This is a genomic window from Fimbriimonadia bacterium, assembly GCA_039961735.1.
Taxonomy (GTDB): domain Bacteria; phylum Armatimonadota; class Fimbriimonadia; order Fimbriimonadales; family JABRVX01; genus JABRVX01.
Genome location: JABRVX010000045.1, coordinates 1 through 19,760, shown reverse-complemented (window position 1 = coordinate 19,760; position 19,760 = coordinate 1). Strand labels below are relative to the sequence as shown.

19 protein-coding genes are annotated in these 19,760 nt (G+C 62.8%); 5 read left to right on the top strand and 14 right to left on the bottom strand.

The window, feature by feature from the left end:
* Nucleotides 1–87 precede the first annotated feature (87 nt).
* A complete protein-coding gene (locus HRF45_10860) occupies nt 88–639 on the top strand; it encodes a tRNA methyltransferase (GenBank protein ID MEP0767025.1) in 552 nt (183 codons plus the stop codon).
* Between the two features lie 148 nt (nt 640–787).
* Here the strand turns inward: HRF45_10860 and HRF45_10855 are convergent, their stop codons facing one another.
* From HRF45_10855 to HRF45_10790, 14 genes are all read right to left on the bottom strand, one after another.
* Nucleotides 788–1,390, bottom strand: coding sequence for a hypothetical protein (locus HRF45_10855; protein ID MEP0767024.1), 603 nt, complete (start codon nt 1,388–1,390; stop codon nt 788–790).
* Between the two features lies 1 nt (nt 1,391).
* The gene (locus HRF45_10850; protein ID MEP0767023.1) at nt 1,392–3,641 is read right to left on the bottom strand and encodes a hypothetical protein; all 2,250 of its coding nucleotides are present in this window, start codon (nt 3,639–3,641) and stop codon (nt 1,392–1,394) included.
* Nucleotides 3,638–4,714 carry a YjgP/YjgQ family permease gene (locus HRF45_10845; GenBank protein ID MEP0767022.1) on the bottom strand — a complete coding sequence of 359 codons (1,077 nt, stop codon included), beginning with the start codon at nt 4,712–4,714 and terminating at the stop codon, nt 3,638–3,640. Before HRF45_10845 ends, HRF45_10850 begins: the two co-directional genes overlap by 4 nt.
* Entirely contained in the window at nt 4,711–5,505 is a 795-nt protein-coding gene (locus tag HRF45_10840; GenBank protein MEP0767021.1) for a zinc ribbon domain-containing protein, read from the bottom strand. Before HRF45_10840 ends, HRF45_10845 begins: the two co-directional genes overlap by 4 nt.
* A gap of 126 nt (nt 5,506–5,631) precedes the next feature.
* Nucleotides 5,632–6,291: a glycerol-3-phosphate 1-O-acyltransferase PlsY gene (plsY, locus tag HRF45_10835; protein ID MEP0767020.1), complete on the bottom strand. Its 660-nt coding sequence runs from the start codon at nt 6,289–6,291 to the stop codon at nt 5,632–5,634.
* A gap of 41 nt (nt 6,292–6,332) precedes the next feature.
* Nucleotides 6,333–7,181, bottom strand: a complete 849-nt coding sequence (locus HRF45_10830) for a carbon-nitrogen hydrolase family protein (protein MEP0767019.1) — start codon at nt 7,179–7,181, stop codon at nt 6,333–6,335.
* Nucleotides 7,182–7,186: 5 nt separating this feature from the next.
* The gene (locus HRF45_10825; protein MEP0767018.1) at nt 7,187–7,633 is read right to left on the bottom strand and encodes an acetyl-CoA carboxylase biotin carboxyl carrier protein; all 447 of its coding nucleotides are present in this window, start codon (nt 7,631–7,633) and stop codon (nt 7,187–7,189) included.
* A 273-nt stretch (nt 7,634–7,906) separates the two neighbouring features.
* On the bottom strand, nt 7,907–8,278 hold the full coding sequence (locus tag HRF45_10820; GenBank protein ID MEP0767017.1) for a YraN family protein: 372 nt from the start codon (nt 8,276–8,278) through the stop codon (nt 7,907–7,909).
* Complete coding sequence (gene rnhB, locus HRF45_10815) at nt 8,271–8,894, bottom strand: ribonuclease HII (protein ID MEP0767016.1); 624 nt, start codon at nt 8,892–8,894, stop codon at nt 8,271–8,273. Before rnhB ends, HRF45_10820 begins: the two co-directional genes overlap by 8 nt.
* 40 nt (nt 8,895–8,934) lie before the next feature.
* Nucleotides 8,935–12,315 carry an efflux RND transporter permease subunit gene (locus HRF45_10810; GenBank protein MEP0767015.1) on the bottom strand — a complete coding sequence of 1,127 codons (3,381 nt, stop codon included), beginning with the start codon at nt 12,313–12,315 and terminating at the stop codon, nt 8,935–8,937.
* A gap of 15 nt (nt 12,316–12,330) precedes the next feature.
* Nucleotides 12,331–13,827 carry an efflux RND transporter periplasmic adaptor subunit gene (locus HRF45_10805; protein MEP0767014.1) on the bottom strand — a complete coding sequence of 499 codons (1,497 nt, stop codon included), beginning with the start codon at nt 13,825–13,827 and terminating at the stop codon, nt 12,331–12,333.
* Entirely contained in the window at nt 13,828–15,141 is a 1,314-nt protein-coding gene (locus tag HRF45_10800; GenBank protein ID MEP0767013.1) for a TolC family protein, read from the bottom strand.
* A gap of 2 nt (nt 15,142–15,143) precedes the next feature.
* On the bottom strand, nt 15,144–15,413 hold the full coding sequence (locus tag HRF45_10795) for an AbrB/MazE/SpoVT family DNA-binding domain-containing protein (GenBank protein ID MEP0767012.1): 270 nt from the start codon (nt 15,411–15,413) through the stop codon (nt 15,144–15,146).
* Between the two features lie 117 nt (nt 15,414–15,530).
* On the bottom strand, nt 15,531–16,145 hold the full coding sequence (locus tag HRF45_10790) for a LexA family transcriptional regulator (protein ID MEP0767011.1): 615 nt from the start codon (nt 16,143–16,145) through the stop codon (nt 15,531–15,533).
* A 251-nt stretch (nt 16,146–16,396) separates the two neighbouring features.
* Here HRF45_10790 and HRF45_10785 point away from each other — a divergent pair, with 251 nt between their 5' ends.
* From HRF45_10785 to HRF45_10770, 4 genes are read left to right on the top strand one after another with little or no spacing between them, the layout of a single operon-like run.
* Nucleotides 16,397–16,639 (top strand): hypothetical protein, encoded by a 243-nt coding sequence (locus HRF45_10785; GenBank protein MEP0767010.1) that lies wholly within the window; start codon nt 16,397–16,399, stop codon nt 16,637–16,639.
* Nucleotides 16,636–16,986 (top strand): hypothetical protein, encoded by a 351-nt coding sequence (locus HRF45_10780; protein ID MEP0767009.1) that lies wholly within the window; start codon nt 16,636–16,638, stop codon nt 16,984–16,986. Before HRF45_10785 ends, HRF45_10780 begins: the two co-directional genes overlap by 4 nt.
* A complete protein-coding gene (gene terL / locus HRF45_10775; GenBank protein MEP0767008.1) occupies nt 16,976–18,343 on the top strand; it encodes a phage terminase large subunit in 1,368 nt (455 codons plus the stop codon). The genes HRF45_10780 and terL overlap by 11 nt, the downstream gene beginning before the upstream one ends.
* A gap of 7 nt (nt 18,344–18,350) precedes the next feature.
* Nucleotides 18,351–19,547 (top strand): DUF935 family protein, encoded by a 1,197-nt coding sequence (locus HRF45_10770; GenBank protein ID MEP0767007.1) that lies wholly within the window; start codon nt 18,351–18,353, stop codon nt 19,545–19,547.
* Nucleotides 19,548–19,760 lie beyond the last annotated feature (213 nt).

The window sequence follows — 19,760 nt, the reverse complement described above, 5'->3', positions numbered from 1 at the left end:
TGCTGATAGCGCTGCCACACTGCCAGCCCGATGTCAACTGAGAAGATGAAACGCGTCATGTGTACACGCTCTGCCACAATGCGAGTCATGCCACATGGCCACGCTATCCGAAAGAAGACCGCGCTGCGCAAGGAGAGGAAAGCGTTCGAGTCTCAGCACCCGCCGCAGAAGCACCTGGCATTCCTGCTCCAGGACTGGCAGGATGGCTACAACGTGGGTGGCATGTTTCGTGTGGCAGCGGCGTGCGGGGCACGGGAACTGGTGCTCGTGGGGCGCACGCCCACTCCACCACACCCGATGATCGGTGTCACTTCGATGGGAATGCACCGACGGGTGCCTTTCCGAACATTCGAGAAGTGGACCGAGGCGCTGACAGTGTTGAAGCAGGAAGGGTACTCGCTGGTAGCGGTCGAAGTGGCCGAGGGCGCTGAGCACTACATGGCATTCGAGTATCCTCAGAAGACCTGTCTGGTGCTAGGGGCGGAGGGGGGCGGCATCGGGAACAGACTGATCGAGGCGTGCGATGCTGCCGTGTACATCCCTATGTATGGAAAGGGACGCTCACTCAACGTACACGTCGCGGCTGCGGTCGTGGCCTTCGAGCTGATGCTACGTGGGACGGAGGGACACACACGGTAGCGTGTCCATCCCACCTCTCGAGTAACACGGGAGCCGTCATGTCGAGCGGTATTCGTACATGCTTCGACGAGCTCAGCATGACGACAGCCCATTTGCCATCCTCTTGTTCCGGTATGCGAGAGACGGACAGCATCGGTGACTCGTCAATCTACCTCCTCCCACGTAGCTGTGATTTGAGCGTAGATGTAGTGGCTGCGGCGCGTCGGCGCCAGTCACGGAGTCGGGCGGTCGTGGTGGCATAGAGCGACGCTTCTCCATCCCCCATGTCAGCTAGCGCGCGAGCCGGAACGCCGCCCCATGGCTCGCGATGTGGCTCGACTGCCATGCCGCGGGCCACCAGACGCATGCGCGTCAGGTCGCGAGCCTGGCGCCATAGTTGCTGGATATCATCCGCCTCACGTTTCACACTCCACAGAGCGGCCTCTCCCTGACTGATAGCCGTGGAGAGATGTCGCTCCCTTTCTCGGCACTGCTGTAGATGGCGGTCTAGGCGTTGCACGCGTCTTCGGATCTCGGCTGGCGACAGTCGGGCCGGGGTGGCATCACCTAGTAGCGCAGCCTCTGCTTCTATCCTTCGTAGCTCGGCAGACAGCTCCGTCATCTCGCTCTGTGCCGCCAGGCGCGCCCGGACGACATCTTCGAGCAACCGTATTCCCTTCTCGATGACCGCCTCCAGGCGCGCAATTTCCTTCGCGATCAGCTGGGTAGGTGGCTTTAGTATTTCGCGCGTCGACCGTCGCGGTGGTAGCATGTCAGAAGTCTACGCCCGTGCTAGTATCAAGCGGTTCGCCGGACACACCCAGACCGAAGTCGGAGCGGTAAGGCAGCGCCTTCAGGCGTATGGCGAATTGAAAGTCCTGCCCGCGCCGATATCCCGTCAGCGTGTTGCGGTAACCTATCACCGCCTCCGCGCAGTGGAGATCGTAGGTAAGTTGGAACTGCTGGGTGTCGAACTGCTTCAAGTACCCGTTGTAGAGCAACAAAAGCGAGGTCTTCAGGCGTCCGAGGCGAAACCCCTCCAACCTGAAGTTCGCATTCCCCCACCGCTCCAATCTACCGTCGTAGCGGCCCTCCGCTTGCAGGGTGGTCTCCCCTAGTCGCCAGGCGAAGGCCAACCGCGTGGTACTCCAGACCTTCTCGCGAGGGTCATACGAGGAAGTCGCTAGTGCCAAGAAGTCTTCTGATGGACGGTAGCGCAACGCCAATCCTAGCGTGTTCCACGCGACTTGTCCTCGCTTTTCCTGTAGCAGGTCATATCCACCACCGGCGCGAAACGTCAGTCCGTCGGCAAATGGCAGCTCCAGCAGAGCGGTCGCTATGTTCGTCTCGCCCCGTCGATCGAAAGAGAGCGGCGAGTAGCCGTAGGGGCGCGTGTAGCGGTATCGAAGAATGATGCCCTCTGCGCGCTCACCGGAAGACAGGCCGTACCGGGTCTCGAGTGTCTGATTCAGCACATATTGTGCGGTGCCGTCACTGTGGAAGGACTGCGCGAACTCGGAGCTGTAGCCGAACGATAACCCTCTGCCGGTCTTCGTGCTTTGCGAGGCTCGTGCGCCGAATCCCTCTCTTACAACGCGGACGTTGCGAAAGCCGTCCACGTACTCTCCAACGCTCGCTTCGAGTGCCACCCTCGGCTCATCGCGCCATCCTAGCAACCTGTTCGTATCGGTCCGGAAGGTTAGCGCCGGCGTGCGCTCGAAGGAGGTGCGATAGGTGGTCGTGCCGCCGATGGGCACGAGACGTTGATAGGTGAGTTCCGCGTCGAACTTCCGTGCGGCGTAGCGAAGTCCGAGGTTGACGTCCGCCTGCTCGCGCTGGCTGAGCGTCACGCCTCCGCGCTCGGTCTCGAAGTTGGTGTATGTGATGCGTGAGGTGGCAGAGAGTCCTCCACCCAGGCGCCTGTTGTCGGAAAGACCTATCGTGCGGTTGCCTGACCCGTAGTCACCGCTGTCGTTACGCGATTCGCGATAATCCAGTGACGAAGTGCCGTAGCGTAAACCGATGGAACCGTCCAGTCGTCGTGTTTCCGGGAAGTTCGCATAGATGTTGCGACTGAGCCCGAGGCGCGAACTGAATGCCAGCTTGCCCAGACGTTCGTTATGAGTGAAGTCTCCGGTTAGTGTGTTCTGTCCGCGCTGTTGGTCGTAGAGGTTGTAGACGTTGTAACCACCCGCTCCGGCTGCATACTTCCACGTCTGGCCTAAGCCGAGACCGAGGCCGCGCTTCTCCATGGCTTCCGCACGAATGGTAGCACGCTGTTTGCCGAGCAGGTCTGCGTCGAAACGCGATTTCACATACACACCCTCGATCTGCGAGCGACCCACGTCTGGCAGGTAGCCGTTGTAGTCTGGTCGGTCTAAGGGCAACACGAAGTGACGGAGCGTTAGCAGTGTCCGGTCCAGGGCACTGATCTTAACATCTCGTAGGATGGCGCGGTCTCCCGGTGTCACCTCGATGGCACGTGCTCCGAGGTGGAAGTGCGGGTGCTCCGAGGAGCAGGTGGTCAGCGTGCCAGCATCGAGCACGACATGCGACTCTCCACCCTCGGAGTGCTGTGCAGTGCCGTATAGGTCCGAGAGTAGTCGGCCATCGAAGAAGCTGGGCCGAAAGTCGGCAGTTCCGTCCGAGAACCGGTAGGTCTTTTCCCGGAAGTCCACCCACACTTCTGTTCCGGTGACCACTTGGTCTTTACCTCGCAGGGTGACGCCGCCGCGCAGTGTGAACTGCTCGGTATCCACGTCGCCCTCGGCCTCGTCTGCTCGTACGGTATAGCCGCGATACTGGAACTCCACGCCATTGCCGGCAGACACCTTGGGGCCCACCATCTTCATGAAGCCGAAGCGCTTCCAATAGATGCGTGCCGTGTCCTCCAGCGTCGGGTCCGGCGGACCCAAGTCGTGCTGCTTGGGCGGCGGGGGGCGAAAGCCGCTGGGCTTCAGTGGGTTGTCCTGGGCATACGCACACGCTGCGAACAGAAGCGCGACCCACAGGAATGCCCTCACTCGACCCTCCGCATCGCAAGAAGCGCTGCTAAGAAAAAGAACGCATTGGGTGCCCAGGCTGCCACGACGGGTGGTATCACACCCGGTTCGCCCAGAATCTTGCTGAAGAGCAGCAGCAAGTTTATGTGCGCAAAAACCACTAACACGGACAGGAGGATGCCCGCGAAGCCACCGCTGCGCGCGAAGGCCAGGCTGAAGATCGGGCCGAAGAGAGAGAAGATGACGCAGGCGAACGGAACGGCCAGTTTGGTGTGGTACTGCACCTCTTTCGCACGCACATCGCGGCCCGCCCGGCGCTCCTGCTCGATCAGCTCCCCTAGTTTCGCGCGCGTAAGTTCATCCGGTTGCGGGGCTCCCACGATGTCCTGCAGTGGAACGCGTCCCTCGATCACCATCCGCTCGATCTTCTCGAAGTGCAGCAGCCTGCCGCCGGCGCCGAAGACCCAGGTCTGGGGGTCTTCCAGCACCCATCGCCCGTTGTCGTATACGGCTCGTGGCGCCCGCGTGATCGTCACCTCCTTCACGCCCTTCGGGCGGAACGCAGTGATCTCTTGCACCTCGAACACACGCTCCGAGCGCTGCTGAACGAAGCCGAGGCAGAAAATGAACTCGCGGACACGCAGCACCGTATTCGGAGCGAGGCTCGGCTGACTCTGCATCAACGAGATGCGAAAGAAGAGCTGCTTGAACGCCGAGCCTGACCCAGGGACCACTGCCTCCTGGAACCAATACGTCAGGCCGAACATCAGAATGCCCATCACGATGTAGGGCAGGAAGATGCGTTTGACGCTAACACCCGCCATCCGCATCACCAGCACCTCTTGGTCCCGTGCCAGGCGGCTGACGGCCATCGCAGTCCCCACCGCCGTGGCGACCGGGGCGGCAATCACTAATAGGAACGGAAGGCGAAACAACAGCAGTTGCAGGACCGCAAGCATGCCCACTTTGCGATCCAAGAGCAGTGGACCGAACTCCGCCAGCAACCCGCCGGTCAGCAGCATGACTGCGGCAGCCGCGCCGATGCCGAAAGGTAGCAGGGTCTCTCCGATGAGATATCGGTCGAGACGTCTCATCGCGTGATGATACGCCACACCAGCAGCGCACCGCCGATCGCCAGAAGGGCGATGATGGGTATGGCAAGAGCGGACTTGATTGTCACGCCCACCAGCGGGGCGAGGAAGATGACTGCGAGCGCGACCACCCAAATACGCAGCAGCTTGCCGGGCGCAGACTCGGGGAGCCATCTTCCGCCCGCGATCAACACTAACACCATGCCGCCACAACGCTTACACAGGATGTCACCGGGGTCGTTCGCATAACGGCAGTTGGGGCAAGAGTTGGGATGATCGTGCGGATCGCCCTCCACGCTGCGCCGCACCCATTGGAGCATGCGTTTCTCGTCGTTCATGTATTGCGGAGCCGCTGCCACGGCTCGTTCTAAGAAGATGGCCGCGGAGGCATTGAGGTTGGCTCGGTGGCACGACCTACCGAGATCGGCGAGGGCAGAGGGATTGTTGGGATTGGAGAGAAGCGCCTTGCACGTCTTCTTCATGCGCTCGATGTCCAGCGTCTTGTGCGCCTGCTTGTTGATGAAGTTGGTTGCCACGGGTGCCCCGATGGCGGATATCCAGAGTGCGATGGACGAGCTGACCGTGACCCAGGCTTCGGGATGAAGAGTGCCGAAGGCTGCCAGACCGACAGCCGCGCCGATTCCGAGCGCGGCCTCCACGCCACCGACATCGGCCGCCACCGAACGCAGGAAGAGGTGGTGGATCCAATACCCTGCCGGCGCCCAGAGCAGCACCGCCTTCAGGAACAGCACAGCGGGCGTGTAGTCTATGGCAAGCGGCATCCCAATCGGCATCTCGCTAGAATCTTATCGTCTGCGAGCGGGCAGTCCTGCACGAATGCCCGGTTTTCGAGCAAGGTGGCGTTGGGCCCGGCGCCTAGAAACTCACGCAAAGGACGCAGAGAACCGCCGAGATCGCGACTACACCGACGCGGGCTCCGACGTATGCGCGGCATCTGCGGCCTTCGAGCCGCCGAAACGGAATTTCGGCTCTTCCCCACGCAGCAGACGGCGGATGTTCGCGCGGTGATTCACGATCAGCAGAACCGCGATCACCAGGATCAGAGCGCGCACGGACGTCGGCGAATCAATCACGAGCACCAGCACTGCCGCGCTGAGCGCCCCGAGGAGCGAGGCCAGAGACACCCATCGCGTGACGGCGAACACTACCGCGAAACTGGCTAGAGCGCCGCCCGCGATGCCCGGAGTAGCCCCCAGAAGCAGCCCCAGCGCGGCCGCAACGCCCTTGCCGCCGCGAAACCCGAGAAACGGGGAGAAGGTGTGACCGAGAACCGCCGCGGCACCTGCGGCCACCGCAAGGTCCGGCCCCGCGACCATGCGCCCGACCACAGCAGGCATGAACCCCTTCGCAACGTCCAAGAGCAGCACGACAGTGCCGATCAGCGGTCCGGCGCAACGAAAGACGTTGGTCGCACCGATGTTGCCGCTCCCCACCGTGCGAATGTCCACGCCCTTCAGCAGCTTGCACAGCCAAAAGCCGAACGGAAGCGATCCCAAGAGGAAGCCGCCGACTACGAAGCCGACGTACTGCAGCAATCGGGCAGAATCCACCTCACCCATCGGCTATCGGCTTCTCCTCATGCGGTCACGTTCCTTCGCGGCTACTCTGCGTTGCTCGGCGGTCTGCGAAGCGACTGCAGGTCATACAGCTCCGGCCGACGGTCTGCCAGCGGCTCCGACTCGAACTCGCCTGGCTTGACGATTACGCGCTTCTGACGAGCCTTCTCGGGGTCTATGGTGGCGGTCAGGATGGTCTCGTCTGCATGGTCCGCGAATGCGATCGGTTTGCCGTCGAAGCCCCAGATGCCGCTCTTGCCGATGAAGCGAAAGCCTGCTTCCTCCCCCACGCGGTTGGAGGCGATGACGTAGAGCCGGTTTTCGTTTGCTCGTGCGGGAGCCAGGAAGTGGGGCGAGCTTTCCGCCCCCTCCGGCCAATTGGTGGGGACCAGAATGGCATCCGCGCCGCGTAGGGCGAGCGACACGCCAGCCTCCGGGAACCGCAGGTCGTAGCAGATGAGAATGCCAAAGCGCCCGAACGGCGTGTCGAACACGGGCAGGGCGGAGCCCTTGTCGGCAAAGCGATCCAGCCCGATCCAAGGCAGGTGGGTCTTGCGGTATACGCCCAGCAGACCGTCCGGGCCGAGCAGCGCGGCGCTGTTGAACAGCCCCGGATCTCCTCGCTCGGTGAAGCCGATTGCAGCGCACACACCGAGCCGCGCGCACTCACCGGCTAGAGACCGGACCTCCGGCCCGTCGGCGGCCATCGCGTGGTTCAGCGCAGTTTCGCGGTCGGGGAATCCGTACCCGGTGAGCGCGCACTCGGGGAAAACGACCAGCTTGGCGCCGCGCCCGGCAGCGTCCCGAAGAAGTGCGATGACCCGGGAGAGATTGTTCTCGACGTCGGCGTAGGCAGGCGCGAACTGAACGGAAGCGACGAGTAGCTCTGGCATGGATGTTAGACTACCGCAGAAGACGGCTCGATGTAGAAGAGCACTTCACCCGGCTGCACCAAAGCCCCGTTCTCTCGCGTGATCTTGGACACGACACCCGCAATCGGGCTCGCTAGCTCACTGAAAACCTTGTTGGCTTCCAGTAGACACAGGACCTCGCCTTCGTCAATGCGGTCGCCCTCTTCGACGAAGGGGGGCTCGTTGGGTCGCCTCGAGCGATAGAAGACGCCCATGAACGGCGATTCGACGGGCTCGCCGGTGGGAGGTGCCTCGGTCGAGGCCGGCTCGGCCAGCCCGGTAAGCGATGGCACCATGGTCTCGTGCTCGAGGGGCTCCCGACGAATGCGAATACGTACCTTGCCCTCTTCGTAGGTGAGCTCGGTTAGGCCGTGCTTGTGCAGCAAAGCGGCAAGGTCTCGGAGGGTTTGAGCGTGGTTCGACAGGTCCTTCACGGCGCTTGGAGCATTATGGCCCGGAATCGAAAGAAAAAAAAGGAAGGCAGAAAGTCTCCGCCCTCCTAAGGCATACGCCCCAACCTGGATGGTACGCATATGGTATCAGAAGATTGGCCCGATGTCAAGACCGGTCCATCTTTTTTTTTGCGAGTGTTTCTACTGGGTCGCGCCTTGGCACACCGTCACCCGCGTACCACCAGGTCTGGGGCGCCCGTAAGTTCGCCGTCCAGGCGATGAACGTTGTTCGGCGGGCCGCCGGTAGGACGAGCTCTAGCTCCCCTCCTCGCCGAAGGCGGCGGGGTAGTGGGCGACCTTGGGCAAGCCAGGACCGAGGGTCACGCCGATCACGTCGAAGCGACGGGGTCGGTCGTCCTCGCTCGGGTAGTCCCAGGCGGCGGCCAACAGCTTGCGACGCTTGCTTATGGGGAACCACTCGGAAGGGGCCACTGCCGAGGGCCGGCTGCGTGTCCGAACCTCGACAAAGACCAAAGTCTCGCCATCTTCGGCAATGATGTCCAGCTCGCCGGTCGGGCCCCGCCAGTTGCGGGCAAGCACTCGAAAGCCGCGACTCTCGAGATAGCGTACCGCGACCTCCTCGCCGATCCTGCCGACGGCCTTCTTCCGCTCGCCCTCCCTAGGCACCGCGCGTACCCGTCTCCACGACGTCCGTCAGCGCAAGGACCAACTGCTCGCCACACATCGGCGCGAACGAGCGACGGTGCTCTGCACAGGGGCCGAGACGACGGAGCGCCTCGATGTGCTGAGGGCAGTGGTAGCCCTTGTGTCGTGCGAAGCCGTATCCCGGATAGCGCTCATCCAGCAACACCATGACACGGTCCCTCCATACTTTGGCGAGAATGGAGGCGGCGGCGATGCAAGGCTCGGACGCATCGCCATCCACGATGGCGGATTGGGGTAGCCCCAGACGAGGGATGGTCTTGTTGCCGTCCACGAGGCACCAATCGGGCGCGACAGAGAGGCAGCGCACCGCACGTCGCATTGCCGCGAAGGTGGCCTGCAGCACGTTCAGCCGATCTACTTCTGCGGCGCTCGCGATCCCGACCGACCAAGCCAGCGCCCGCTGCCGAATCTCGGCCTCCAGACGCTCTCTTCGGGTGGGCGTCAACGCCTTGGAATCGCGCAAGCCACCAATGGGCCGTTCGGCATCGAGGATCACGGCGGCTGCGAGCACAGGGCCCGCCAATGGACCGCGCCCCGCCTCGTCCACTCCAGCGACCAAGCCGTCCCTCGCGCGCATGGTTTCGCGCTTCCCGCCCAAGGGCCCGGATTCCTGCTGACTACACCTGAATAGATGCGCCCTCTCGTCGCCGGAACACCTTGCGGCCCAGCCAGTTGCTGAAATCGTCCACGATGGTGTAGCTGCATGGAATGACCAGCAGTGTGAGCAGCGTGGACAGCGTCATACCACCGATGATGATGATGCCTAGCGTGGCGCGGAACTCCGAGCCGCGGCCGAGCGCGAGAGCGACCGGGAGCATAGCCAGAACCAGAGCCAAGGTGGTCATAGAGATGGGTCTCAGACGTATCGGTCCCGCTTCCACCAGCGCTTCTTCTCGCCCTCTTCCGCGTCGCCTCAGGGTGTTGGTATAGTCCACCAGCAGAATCGCATTCTTCCCTACCAGTCCCACGAGCATGATGATGCCGATGAAGCCGACGATGTTCAGCTCGTAGCCTGTTATGATGAGCGAGAGCAGCGCGCCTGCCAAAGCCTGCGGTTGCGAAAGCATGATGATGAATGGGTACAGCAGGTTGTCGAATAGAGATGCCATCAGCATGTAGACGAGGATCAGCGAGAGTAGCAACGCCCTGAACATGTATCCCTGCTCATCGCCCATCACTCGGTTCTCGCCCTGCCATGCCTTCGTCACTCCCTCTGGTGGTAGGTTCATCTCGGCCAACTTGCCGTCAATCACTCGCTGCATGCTACCCGGGTTGTAGCCGGGCAGGAGTTGCGCTGTGACCTGCACCTCGCGCTGCTTATCGCGTCGTGTGATTTTGGTAGGTCCAAAGGCGGGCCTTGGCGTCGTGAGATCTTGAAGTGTCAGCAGGCCGCCGTTCTGCGAGAACGCCACGGGGACGGTCTCCACCAATCGCACCACGTTTCGGTCCCGCTCGGAGAGTCGCACGCGAATCGGATACTCCTGGCCGTTCTCGCGAAATTTGATCGTGTCGTCGCCCTCGTAGGCAATACGCATCGCGCTGCCCAACTCTTCTACGCTAACACCCAGGTCGGCCATGCGCGTGCGATCCACGTAAGCGCGTATCTCGGGTTTTCCGGGCTTCGTGGAGATATCGGCATCCACTACTCCTGGTATCTCCGAAATGGCATCGCGCACCTGCTCGGCACTCTTTCCTACCAGGTCTGCGTCCTGACCGTACAGCGAGATGATGATTGGTGCGCCCCATCCCCAACCGCTCACCGCGCTCACGGTCAGCGTGCAGTCGGGGATGCGTCCGATCTTCGCGCGCAACTCGTCTGCAACGATGGTGTCTGGTCGGGTACGAATGTCTGGACCGGTTCTGCCGAGCAGCTGCTCGCCGAAGCTTCGCTTATCGTTCAGGACCACGCGAAGCTGTGCCACCTGTGACCCCGACTCGCCGGAGCCGAAGAAGCCGCTGGCAGTAGAGCCGATGGTGGAGAAAACATACTTGACGTCCTTCGTGGCCATCGCGATCTTCTCCACCCTCTCCACCTCGCGCTTGGTGGAATCCAGCGACGTGCCGGCGGGGAACAGCATGTTTATGGAGACGTTAGCGGTGTCTGTGCTGGGAGCGAACCGGAACTGGAAGACGGGCTGACCCTTGAGTTGGCCCAGAAACGTGCCAAGAAGCATGGAAGCCGCGAACATTCCCGCCCACATGGCGAACAGCGCTCCGGCCCGGAACCACTCCGCGCGCCGACGCAGCACCGAAATGAGTGCTAACACGGCGGCAATGCCGAGTAGGTACATGGCAATCGCTGACACCGCGCCCGCCGAGGCTGCATAGCTCGGCATGAACGAGCCGGCAATCAGGAAGAAGACCGAAAACAGCACGCCAGCACCCAGGAACACGGTAAGCCATCGGTGCCTGAGGGCGGCGGCCAAAGACACGCGATAGGCCCTGGTGCAAGCTCCCCACACCCTCTCGAACAGACCGAAGAAACCGCTGACGTGTTCGATCTGCTCGCCCGAACGGTACCATCGGGCGGCGAGCATCGGAGTCACTGTGAACGATACGAACAGCGAAAGCAGGGTCGCCGTCGCAACGGTGATACCGAAGCTGCGGAAGAACTGGCCGACGACCCCACCCATCAGGGCGATCGGGATAAACACCACGACGTCTACCAGCGTGATGACAATGGCAGCGAGTCCGATCTCCATTCGCCCGTTCAGCGCCGCCTGAGGTGGGGGCTCCCCCATGGTTAGGTGCCTGTAGATGTTCTCCAGCACCACGATGGCATCGTCCACGAGGATTCCGACCGCAAGCGAGATGCCGAGCATAGTCATCGTGTTGAGGGTGAACCCGAGAGCCTTGAGCAGCATGAAGGTGGCAAGAATGCACGTCGGTATGGCGATTGCCACGATGATGGTTCCCCGCAGGTTGTGCAGGAACAGGAAGATGATACCTATGACCAAGGCGATGCCTACGTACAGACTCACCTTCAGGTCGGTAAGGCTCTCCTCGACGTGCTTCGCCTGGTCTTCGATGGTAGTGAACACGAGATCCGGATACTCCTTCTTCAGCTCCTCGACCTCGAGCTTGACCGCCTTGGAGATTTCGACGGCGTTGCCTTGGCTCTGCTTCTGAAACACCATGGCAATGCTGTCGTTTCCGTCCAGCCTCGTCTCCGTGGTTCGCTCGGCCACCGAGTCCGTCACCTCGGCTATGTCAGATAACCGTATGACAGGCCCCTTGGCCATGGGATTGGCGCGATTCTGAAGCTGTATGCGTAGACTGCGCAGCTCGTCTATGGTGCGGAACTCGCCGTAGATTCGAACCGTGTACTCACGATTGCCCTCGATGGAGCGCCCGGCGGGAACATTGTAGTTTGCGGCACGGATCGCGCTCCAAACCTGCGTGATGGGTAGACCGTAGGCTATCAGCTTCTCCCTACTGACCGATACCTGTATCTCACGCTCGTCGCCTCCCGTGACTGCGATCGCGCCCACCCCGTCTATGCGGCTGAATCGGTCCTTGAGCACGCGGTCCGCGAGGTCTCGAAGCTCTGCAGAGGGACGCGTGGAGGACACCGTCATGTACAGGATCGGCTCGCTGGTAGTCTCGAACTTTTGGATAGTAGGGGATAGTGCGTCTCGTGGCAGGTCAGCTCGAATCGCTTCCACCTTGGCACGCACGTCGTTGAACGCGACCTCTACATCAGTACCGACGTCAAAAGTCGCCAGAACGACGGCCGCACCTTCCTGAGACGTGGATGTTAGTTCGCGCAGCCCAGCGGCAGAGCTGATGGCGTCCTCCACCTTGCGCGCAACGAGAGTCTCCACCTCCTCCGGACCCGCACCGGGGTATGCCACCACTACCGTAACTGCGGGGAAGGAGACCTCCGGCTGAAGCTCCACTCTCATGGTGTTCAGCGCCAAGCCGCCGAGCACGATAGAGCCCACGACAAGCATGAGAATGAAAATCGGCCGGTTGATGGCCAGTTTGGTAAGCCACATAGTCCGAGCTCCCCTCTAGCGGACGGATCCCGCTGGACGTCCCGGTTCGTCGGTGTCGGCATCCTGTCTCTTTTCTAACTGCACCTTGCCACCGTCTACCAGCATGTCTGCGCCTTTGACTACCACTTGCTCGCCTGGCTCGACACCTATCACCTGCACCAAGTGAGCGTTGCTAAGGCCCAGCGTGACGGGGCGCTTCTGGGCGGTGCCTCCCTTCACGACGAACACCACTGGCTCGCCACCCCGGGACACCACCGCATCCTTTGGCACTACTACCGCTGAAGGAACGCGACGAACGGCAATCTCGCCCCGGGCGAACATGCCCGGCTTCAGCACGAGCCCTTCACGCTCCAGAGCGACGCGTACCGTGAACAACCTCGCCTGGTCGTCGCCAACCGGACGCAAGGCTGCCACGCGGCCAGTCAGGGTCCTGTTCGGATAGGCATCCAGGCGAACGGTCACCAGCTGACCCACGCCGATGTTGGCTAACTGCGTCTCGGAGACGTTGCCCTCGAAGTACACACTGCCGAGGCTGACAATTCGAAGGATCGCCTGCCCCGGCATGGCCATCTGTCCCGGGTGGCCCATGCGTGTTTCCACCTGTCCGCTCACGGGTGAATAGATGCGGGTGTTCTCGATCTGCTGGTTGGCGAGTTGCACCTGCGCACGTGCCTGTGCAACCGCGGCGCGTGCGGCGGCCACCTGCTCTTGCCTAACAACGTCGGTGGTGCGAAGCTCCTTGGCCTGAACCAGCTGCTGCTCGGCTTGACGCACGGCCTGCCGCGCGGCCTCGATATCCTCTTCGCGTGTACCCTCTTTGACGAGGCTCAGGGTGGCTTGAGCCGCCTCGTACTGTGCGCGCGCAGTGTCCATGCCCGTCTTCGCGATGTCGAGCTGCTGCTTGCTCACCGCATCCTTAGCGTAGAGGTCTGCAATGCGCGCATGGTCGGCAACGGCCAGGTCCCAAGCTGCCTTCGCGGCATCTACCGTCTTCTGCGCCTGCTCGATCTCCTGCCGCCTGGCGCCCTCTTCCAGTTTCTTCAGCGTCGCTCTCGCCTGAGCCAGACCAGCTTCTGCAGCGCGAATGGTGGCCTCGGTGACCACGGGCGAAGACCGCGCGCCTGCCTCGGCCTGCGCAAGGGCAGACCATGCCGACGCAAGGCCCGCTTCTGCTTGGCGAAGCTGCGTTAGCAGCTCATCCGTCTCTTGCGTCGCGACGAGCTGTCCTGCGCGAACCGCATCGCCCTCACGCACCAACACTCGAGACAGGCGCCCGGCGATCTTCGGGCTTAGTGTCAAATCGTCGAGTGCTGCCAAGCTTCCGGTGATCTCGACTGTCTCCACCATCTCCTCGACCCTGGCCGGTTCCAGGCGGACCACCGTGCGGGTCTCCGGTTTTGCAGGTCCTGCGGACGGGGCCTGCTCGGGCTGGACCTTCGCGGGACCGCCGCAGCCTGCTATAGCGAGCGCGAGTGCTGCCGGCAGCACGAAAGGGACTCTCTTTAGGAACATTTACACATCCTCCGATCCGACTGCACGCTGCAGTTGGGAGTAGGCCTGCAGGTAGTCGTATCGCGCGTTCAGGGCGTTCAGCTTGGCTTGAGTCAGCGCCAACTCGGCGTCACTGACCTCGAGCTGAATCGCCAGTTCGTTCTTGTAGCGGAGCTGGGCGAGTCGCAGCACCTCTTCCGCCTCGGCAAGCGCGGCCTCCGCGGTCACCAGACGCTCCGACGCCTCCTGTACCGACAGCAGTGCCTGCTTCACCTGCAAGGCCACTCCCAGCTTCGCTTCCTCGAAGCTGGCCCTCGACTTCTCAACGTCTGCTTTGGCCTGCCCGACACGGGCCTTGGTGATGTTGCCGTCGTACAGCGGGAAGGAGAGGACCGCAGCACCCGTGTACCGCTCGCTGCGGTTGTTGAACAGCGTGGTGCGAAAGTTGAAGTCTCCGACCACGGAAAGGGTGAGCGAGGGCATCATCCCTAGCCGCTCCAGGCTCAGCACCGACTCCTGTACGCGAGCCACCCACTCGAGCTGTCGCAGCTCCGGCCGCTTCTCGAATGCCTCGGCGGTCAAAGCGTCCAGCTTCCCTCTGCATTGGGGCAGATCGCCCGCGGGTGCCAGTTCGAACGGCGTGTCCACCGCACGAGCCAAAACGTTGTTGAACGCCGCCTTCGCAAGGGCCACGGCGTTGCGTGCCGAGATCAGCCCTTGGCGGTTCTGGGCTACTTGCGTCTTTGCGCGCAACACGTCTATCTTGCTCGCGGTGCCTGCCTCTACTTGGGCTTCGGCTACGCGCTGCCGCTCCTCGGCGTTCTTGACTGCGTCTTCGGCAATGGCCACCGAGGCCTGCGCGCGCAGCACGTTGTAGTACGCGAGCTTTACGCGCAGCGCGACTTCGGCTTCCTCCGCACTCAGGCCCGCGTGCGCCGCGGTCTCAAGGGCCTTGGCGCCACGCACACCGATCCGTTGCTTGCCGGAGATGTCCACCGCCTGGCCGAGCACCACTTGGGCAGTGCGCGAGTCTTCGGGTTGGATCACGATGGACTGGGTGATCGAGTTGCCGTCGGGGTCCTGGCCTGGAAACTCCGCCGTGGTCTTCTTGTCGAAGCGCGTGTACGTTGCCGAGCCGGTGACCTGAGGACGCATCGCGGCATAGCCCTGATTGACCTGCTCGCGGCTCTTCGCGAGTTCGGCGCGAGCGCGGCGGACGGACAGGCTATTCTCCAGGGCGATTCCGATCGCCTGATCGAGAGTAAGCATCTGAGGGGATTGCTGAAGCGCAACGGTGCTTAGAGCCGCGAGGGCGGCTGCCATACCGAGAACCATCCTTAGTCCTCCTCCTTCGTAAGTTCCGACGCTCCTTTGCGTTCCACGCTCTCAATCCCTTTGGCCATGAGGTCGAGAAAGGAGCGCACAGCGTCAATCCTGCACATCATAATCCCGGCGTACACTGGATGCCGCATCACCAGTAGCTTGTCACCGGGGTAGTAACCCAACTCGTGCCGCGCCTCCGCCGGGATAACGACCTGCCCTCGCTCCCCTACGGTGACAGACCCGTAGAAGTGCTTTTCACAACTAAACTGCTCGTGATTCGCCACGGACCCTCCTTCCAATCCGCACGAAAACTCATGCGAATCATGCGAAGTATACGGCGCCGGCGTGAATACGAAACGGCTGAGGAGCGGGCCTTAGGCCAATGGGCTCGTCTTGCCGCCTCACACGTCGCGGATGACGAGCAGGCGGATGGGGATGCCGACCACCTCGTGCTCGCCGAGGGGAATGTCCGGGTGGCGCGGGTTGCGACTGCGGAGCACGGGTCCCGTCGGCGTATCCACCCACAGCTTGACCACGGGACACCCCTCCACCTGCACCACCACCGGATCGCCGCTCGCCACGCGAAACGACCGCTTCACGGCCACCAGCGCCCCGTGAGGAAAGTCCGGCTCCATCGAGTCGCCCTGTACTCGAACGTAGAAGTCGGCCCCGCGCGCGAACTCCTCCGGCACGACCGCGGTCTGCGGCTCGACCAGTGCCTCGCCCTGCCCCGCGAGGCAAGTGCCCTCGACGGTCACTTCCACGAACGCGCCAGGGGGTGAGGCAAGGTCGGCCAAGTGGTCGTAGCCCGCCGCCCGCAGCCACACCTCGCGCGGCTCTCGCAATGCTTGGGCAAGCCGCAGTACGACCTCCGGCGAGGGAACCACCTGCCCCAGCATCCAGTTGGACACGTAGGACGGGTTGACGCCGGCGAGCGCTGCGAGCTTGCGCTGGCTCAGTTTGCGCTCTCGCATCACACGCTCCACTTCGGCTAGAAACCTCGCTGCTCTCGCCACAGCTCCCACCTCCTTCTCACGCGTGCATCCATCGGGTCCCCGCCTTCGCGGGAAAGACCGGTTGACCACTTACGTCGTTCGGCAATTGTCGCTCCCGCGAAGGCGGGGACCCGGGCATTCCCCACGCGCCGGGCCGCGTCTGCCGCAACGGGGCTCTTGACATCGCGCCCATTCTACCCCTAGGTATTGACTACAGTCAACAATTATGGTAGACTTATGTCTACACCTTTTGCATGGATGAGGGGGCGTGAATGGTTTTCGTGTGTGAGGCATGCGGCAAGGAACACTCCTCCTGGAGCAGCCTCTGCTCCGAGTGCCGGGAGTTCCTCGACCGATTTCAGGGGCTGCTCGCTGAGTTCGCCGACCCGGTCCCTGCGCTGAGACAATACTGCTCCGACGAGCTGAACTGGATCGTTTTCGATGGAGACGACGACTTCGACCTGGACTGCCTGGCCCGCATGAGACGGCTGCACGACGAGGGCGTGCGTCCATGACGCGGGTCGGCCGCAAGACGAAGGTGACCGGAGCCGCCGGGGGGTGCGCCAACGGGGACGGCGCGCGGGCTCCGGTCCCTTCCCCATCTCCCATGCCGCTCACCGTGGAGCACGCGTTTCGGCGAATCGCCGGCGAGAGGGGATTGCCCGAGGGCGACTTGTTCACTCGGGTGGTGGAGTCCGGGCTGGTCTCACAGGCCGAGCAGGGGCAGGGCTGGGCCGTGAAGCTGCTGCTCGAGTCGCTGACTGCGGAGTCCGCCGAAGAGGAGGTTGCACACCCGCTCAGCCCGGAGGCCGGTCAGCGCATCTACGAGATACTTATTCAGGAGCGGGCGATTGACAGGTAAACGGGCCCTTGCCCTGGCCGCGCTTTCTTCGCTGTCCGTGTATGGGCGCGTTGTGCACGGCATCGAGGCTGCGCGCCATCACGACGTTTGGATTCGAGCACTGGAAGGCCCAGAGCCGGAGCGAGTGCTGATCACCGCGCCGCCGGAGCACGGGAAGTCCACATGGATAGCGGTCGTCTATCCTGCGTGGCGGCTGGCTCGCGACCCGTCGCAGCACATCGTCCTCGTTTCGGTCACGGACGCCCAAGCCGAAGACAGAGCGGACGCCGTGGCGGGCACGGTGTTGTCCGCGCCTTACCGTCGTCTCTTTCCTCATGTGCGCAAGGGGGGCCGATGGACGAGGGGAGACTGGGACCTCGCGAGGCCTCGAACGGACGACAAGGACTCGACGATGTTCGCCTGCGGAGTGGGCAGTTCTGCGCTGATAGGTCGCAGAGCGAGCTGCATTCTGATAGACGACCCGATGAGCGAAGAGACCGCACGAAGCCCCGCGGCGCGCAGGCATCTAGCGACTTGGTGCCGTCGCACGCTGCTAACACGCGCGGAGCGTGGCGCGAAGATCGTGTGCATCATGACCCGCTGGCACCAAGACGACCTCGCGCCCGTGCTGCTCCAAGCGGGCTTCACACACATCGCGATGCCCGCCGAGGGGTATTGGGGCCAGGGCACGGCGCTATGGCCGGAGCGTTTTCCGTTGGAGTACCTGCAAGGCCGACGGCGCGACATGGGCAGCGCGCTGTACAACTGCATGTACCTTGGAGACCCCAGCGGTCTGGAAGGGCGCTTGTTCAAGCGTGAGTGGTTCGAGGTGGTGGATCGTCCACCCGCGTTGCGACGCATCGTGTGTGGGTGGGACCTAGCTGCCAGCGAGCGTACCGAGGCCGACTTCACCGTGAAAACCACACTCGGCCTGGGAGTGGACGGTGTCACCTACGTGTTGGACGTGTGGCGCGCGCGCAGGGAGTTTCCTGCCGTACGCAGGGAGATCGCCGAGCAGGGGCTGCACGACCGTGCGGATGCCATCGCGGTGGAAGCCAACGCCTTCCAACTTGCCGCCGTGCAGATGCTGAAGCGAGACGGCCTACCGGTTCCTCTGCTACCCATTTCGGCAGATCGCGACAAGGTGAGCAGGGCGCTGGAATGGATCGCAGCTGCCGAGTCGGGCCTTGTGAAGCTACTGAATGGTAGTTGGAATGACGACTGGCTGGCGGAAGTGTGTGGCTTTCCGGATGCACCGCACGACGATCAGGTGGACAGCTTCGGCGTGGCTTGGAGGGCCTTGCGGCGGTTCGTGCCTGAGGGGCGGACGATACGCGCGGGCGAAGATAGGCTGGACTCGGCACTAACAGATTGGTAGGGGGATCATGATGAGCAAGCTGTTCGGGGATAGAACGCCGCACCTGACGGGATCGGTGCTGCAGTCCATGCGCTATCCGGTGGGTGCTGCGACGGAGCCGGTTGCGGGATACGACGATCTGCGGCGGCGTTGGAGCGTGTTGAGAAAGATGGAGCGCGACCCGGTGATCGCCGCGGCGCTCGCAGTGAAAAGGTGGCTGCCGATCGGCGACGGGTGGCGGGTGTATGCAGCAGGACCCGATGAGAACAGCCGCGAGCGAGCGGGCTTCGTTCGCTGGGCGTTCCAGCAGATGCTGGGTACGGTGGAGGGCCTGATCTCCGATGTGCTGGATGCGGTGGGCATCGGATTCAGCGTGCTCGAGAAGGTGTATCACACAGTGCGCACTGGGCCCTACGCAGGCAAGATCGTGCCGCTGCGATTCGTGCCGAAGGACCCCTCCACCATAGGATTCGAGATGGATGAGCGAGGCGACGTGCATGCTATCACCATCACGGTGCCCGGCGTGTGCCATGCAAAGCCCTACCCGCCCGAGAAGTTCGTGCACTACGCTCACGAGCCTCGGTACGGCAGCCCATACGGCAGCGGTGACTTGCTACGTGCTTATCGCTCGTGGTGGTCGAAGGATAATGCACTGAAGTGGTGGGCAGTGTATGTGGAGAAGTACGGCATCATCCCTCGCGTTGCCATGTATGAAGACGGCGCGAGTGTCGAGTTCCAGCAAGAGCTTCTCGACCAGTTGAGGGTGTCGGCTGCGAACACGGAGTTCGTGCTACCGCGCTCGGTGCAATTGCAGCTGCTACAACCGACGGGAGACGGCACCGCGTTCGAGCGCTTCGTGCAGTACCACGACAAGGAGCTCGCGAAGGCCGTGTTAGGAAACACACTGCTATTGGACGAAGGAGATCGCGTAGGCAGTTTAGCCTTGGGACGGGTACACCAGTCGGTGGTCGAGTCTCGTGTACGGAAACTGAAGCGGGAGATCGAGGACCGCGTGATGGGAGAGCAGGTGATACGGCCGCTGATCGAGCTGAACTACGGTGACAGCGAGGCGATGCCACGCTTCGCCTTGCCCGAGCCCAGTCGCGAGGACGTGGCGCGGCTTTCGGACGCAATCGCGAAGCTGACTAAGGCGGGTGCCGTGGACCCACGCGAGCCCTGGATCCGCGACCTCCTCGGCTGGCCGACTCGGGGTGGAGAGGAGTAGGTCTCCGAGAGCCACGACGGTTCGTGTCATGATACTGCGTTCGCGACTGGTGGGTGCATGCTTCGACGGGCTCAGCATGACGGGTGCTTCGACGGGCTCGGCATGACGGTTGGGGGTGCGGGGGTGGTTGCGGTGTCATGCTTCGTCAGTGATGAGGCCCAACATGGTCCCCTCCACCCGTAGGCGGACGGAGGGATAAGATGGGGTGAGGGG

What these genes read in the sequence shown, in the direction of transcription:
- HRF45_10860 (MEP0767025.1), top strand. Translation starts at nt 88, where the DNA reads ATGCCACATGGCCACGCTATCCGAAAGAAGACCGCGCTGCGCAAGGAG.
- HRF45_10855 (MEP0767024.1), bottom strand. Translation starts at nt 1,390, where the DNA reads ATGCTACCACCGCGACGGTCGACGCGCGAAATACTAAAGCCACCTACC.
- HRF45_10845 (MEP0767022.1), bottom strand. Translation starts at nt 4,714, where the DNA reads ATGAGACGTCTCGACCGATATCTCATCGGAGAGACCCTGCTACCTTTC.
- HRF45_10840 (MEP0767021.1), bottom strand. Translation starts at nt 5,505, where the DNA reads ATGCCGATTGGGATGCCGCTTGCCATAGACTACACGCCCGCTGTGCTG.
- plsY (MEP0767020.1), bottom strand. Translation starts at nt 6,291, where the DNA reads ATGGGTGAGGTGGATTCTGCCCGATTGCTGCAGTACGTCGGCTTCGTA.
- HRF45_10830 (MEP0767019.1), bottom strand. Translation starts at nt 7,181, where the DNA reads ATGCCAGAGCTACTCGTCGCTTCCGTTCAGTTCGCGCCTGCCTACGCC.
- rnhB (MEP0767016.1), bottom strand. Translation starts at nt 8,894, where the DNA reads ATGCGCGCGAGGGACGGCTTGGTCGCTGGAGTGGACGAGGCGGGGCGC.
- HRF45_10810 (MEP0767015.1), bottom strand. Translation starts at nt 12,315, where the DNA reads ATGTGGCTTACCAAACTGGCCATCAACCGGCCGATTTTCATTCTCATG.
- HRF45_10805 (MEP0767014.1), bottom strand. Translation starts at nt 13,827, where the DNA reads ATGTTCCTAAAGAGAGTCCCTTTCGTGCTGCCGGCAGCACTCGCGCTC.
- HRF45_10800 (MEP0767013.1), bottom strand. Translation starts at nt 15,141, where the DNA reads ATGGTTCTCGGTATGGCAGCCGCCCTCGCGGCTCTAAGCACCGTTGCG.
- HRF45_10785 (MEP0767010.1), top strand. Translation starts at nt 16,397, where the DNA reads ATGGTTTTCGTGTGTGAGGCATGCGGCAAGGAACACTCCTCCTGGAGC.
- HRF45_10780 (MEP0767009.1), top strand. Translation starts at nt 16,636, where the DNA reads ATGACGCGGGTCGGCCGCAAGACGAAGGTGACCGGAGCCGCCGGGGGG.
- HRF45_10770 (MEP0767007.1), top strand. Translation starts at nt 18,351, where the DNA reads ATGATGAGCAAGCTGTTCGGGGATAGAACGCCGCACCTGACGGGATCG.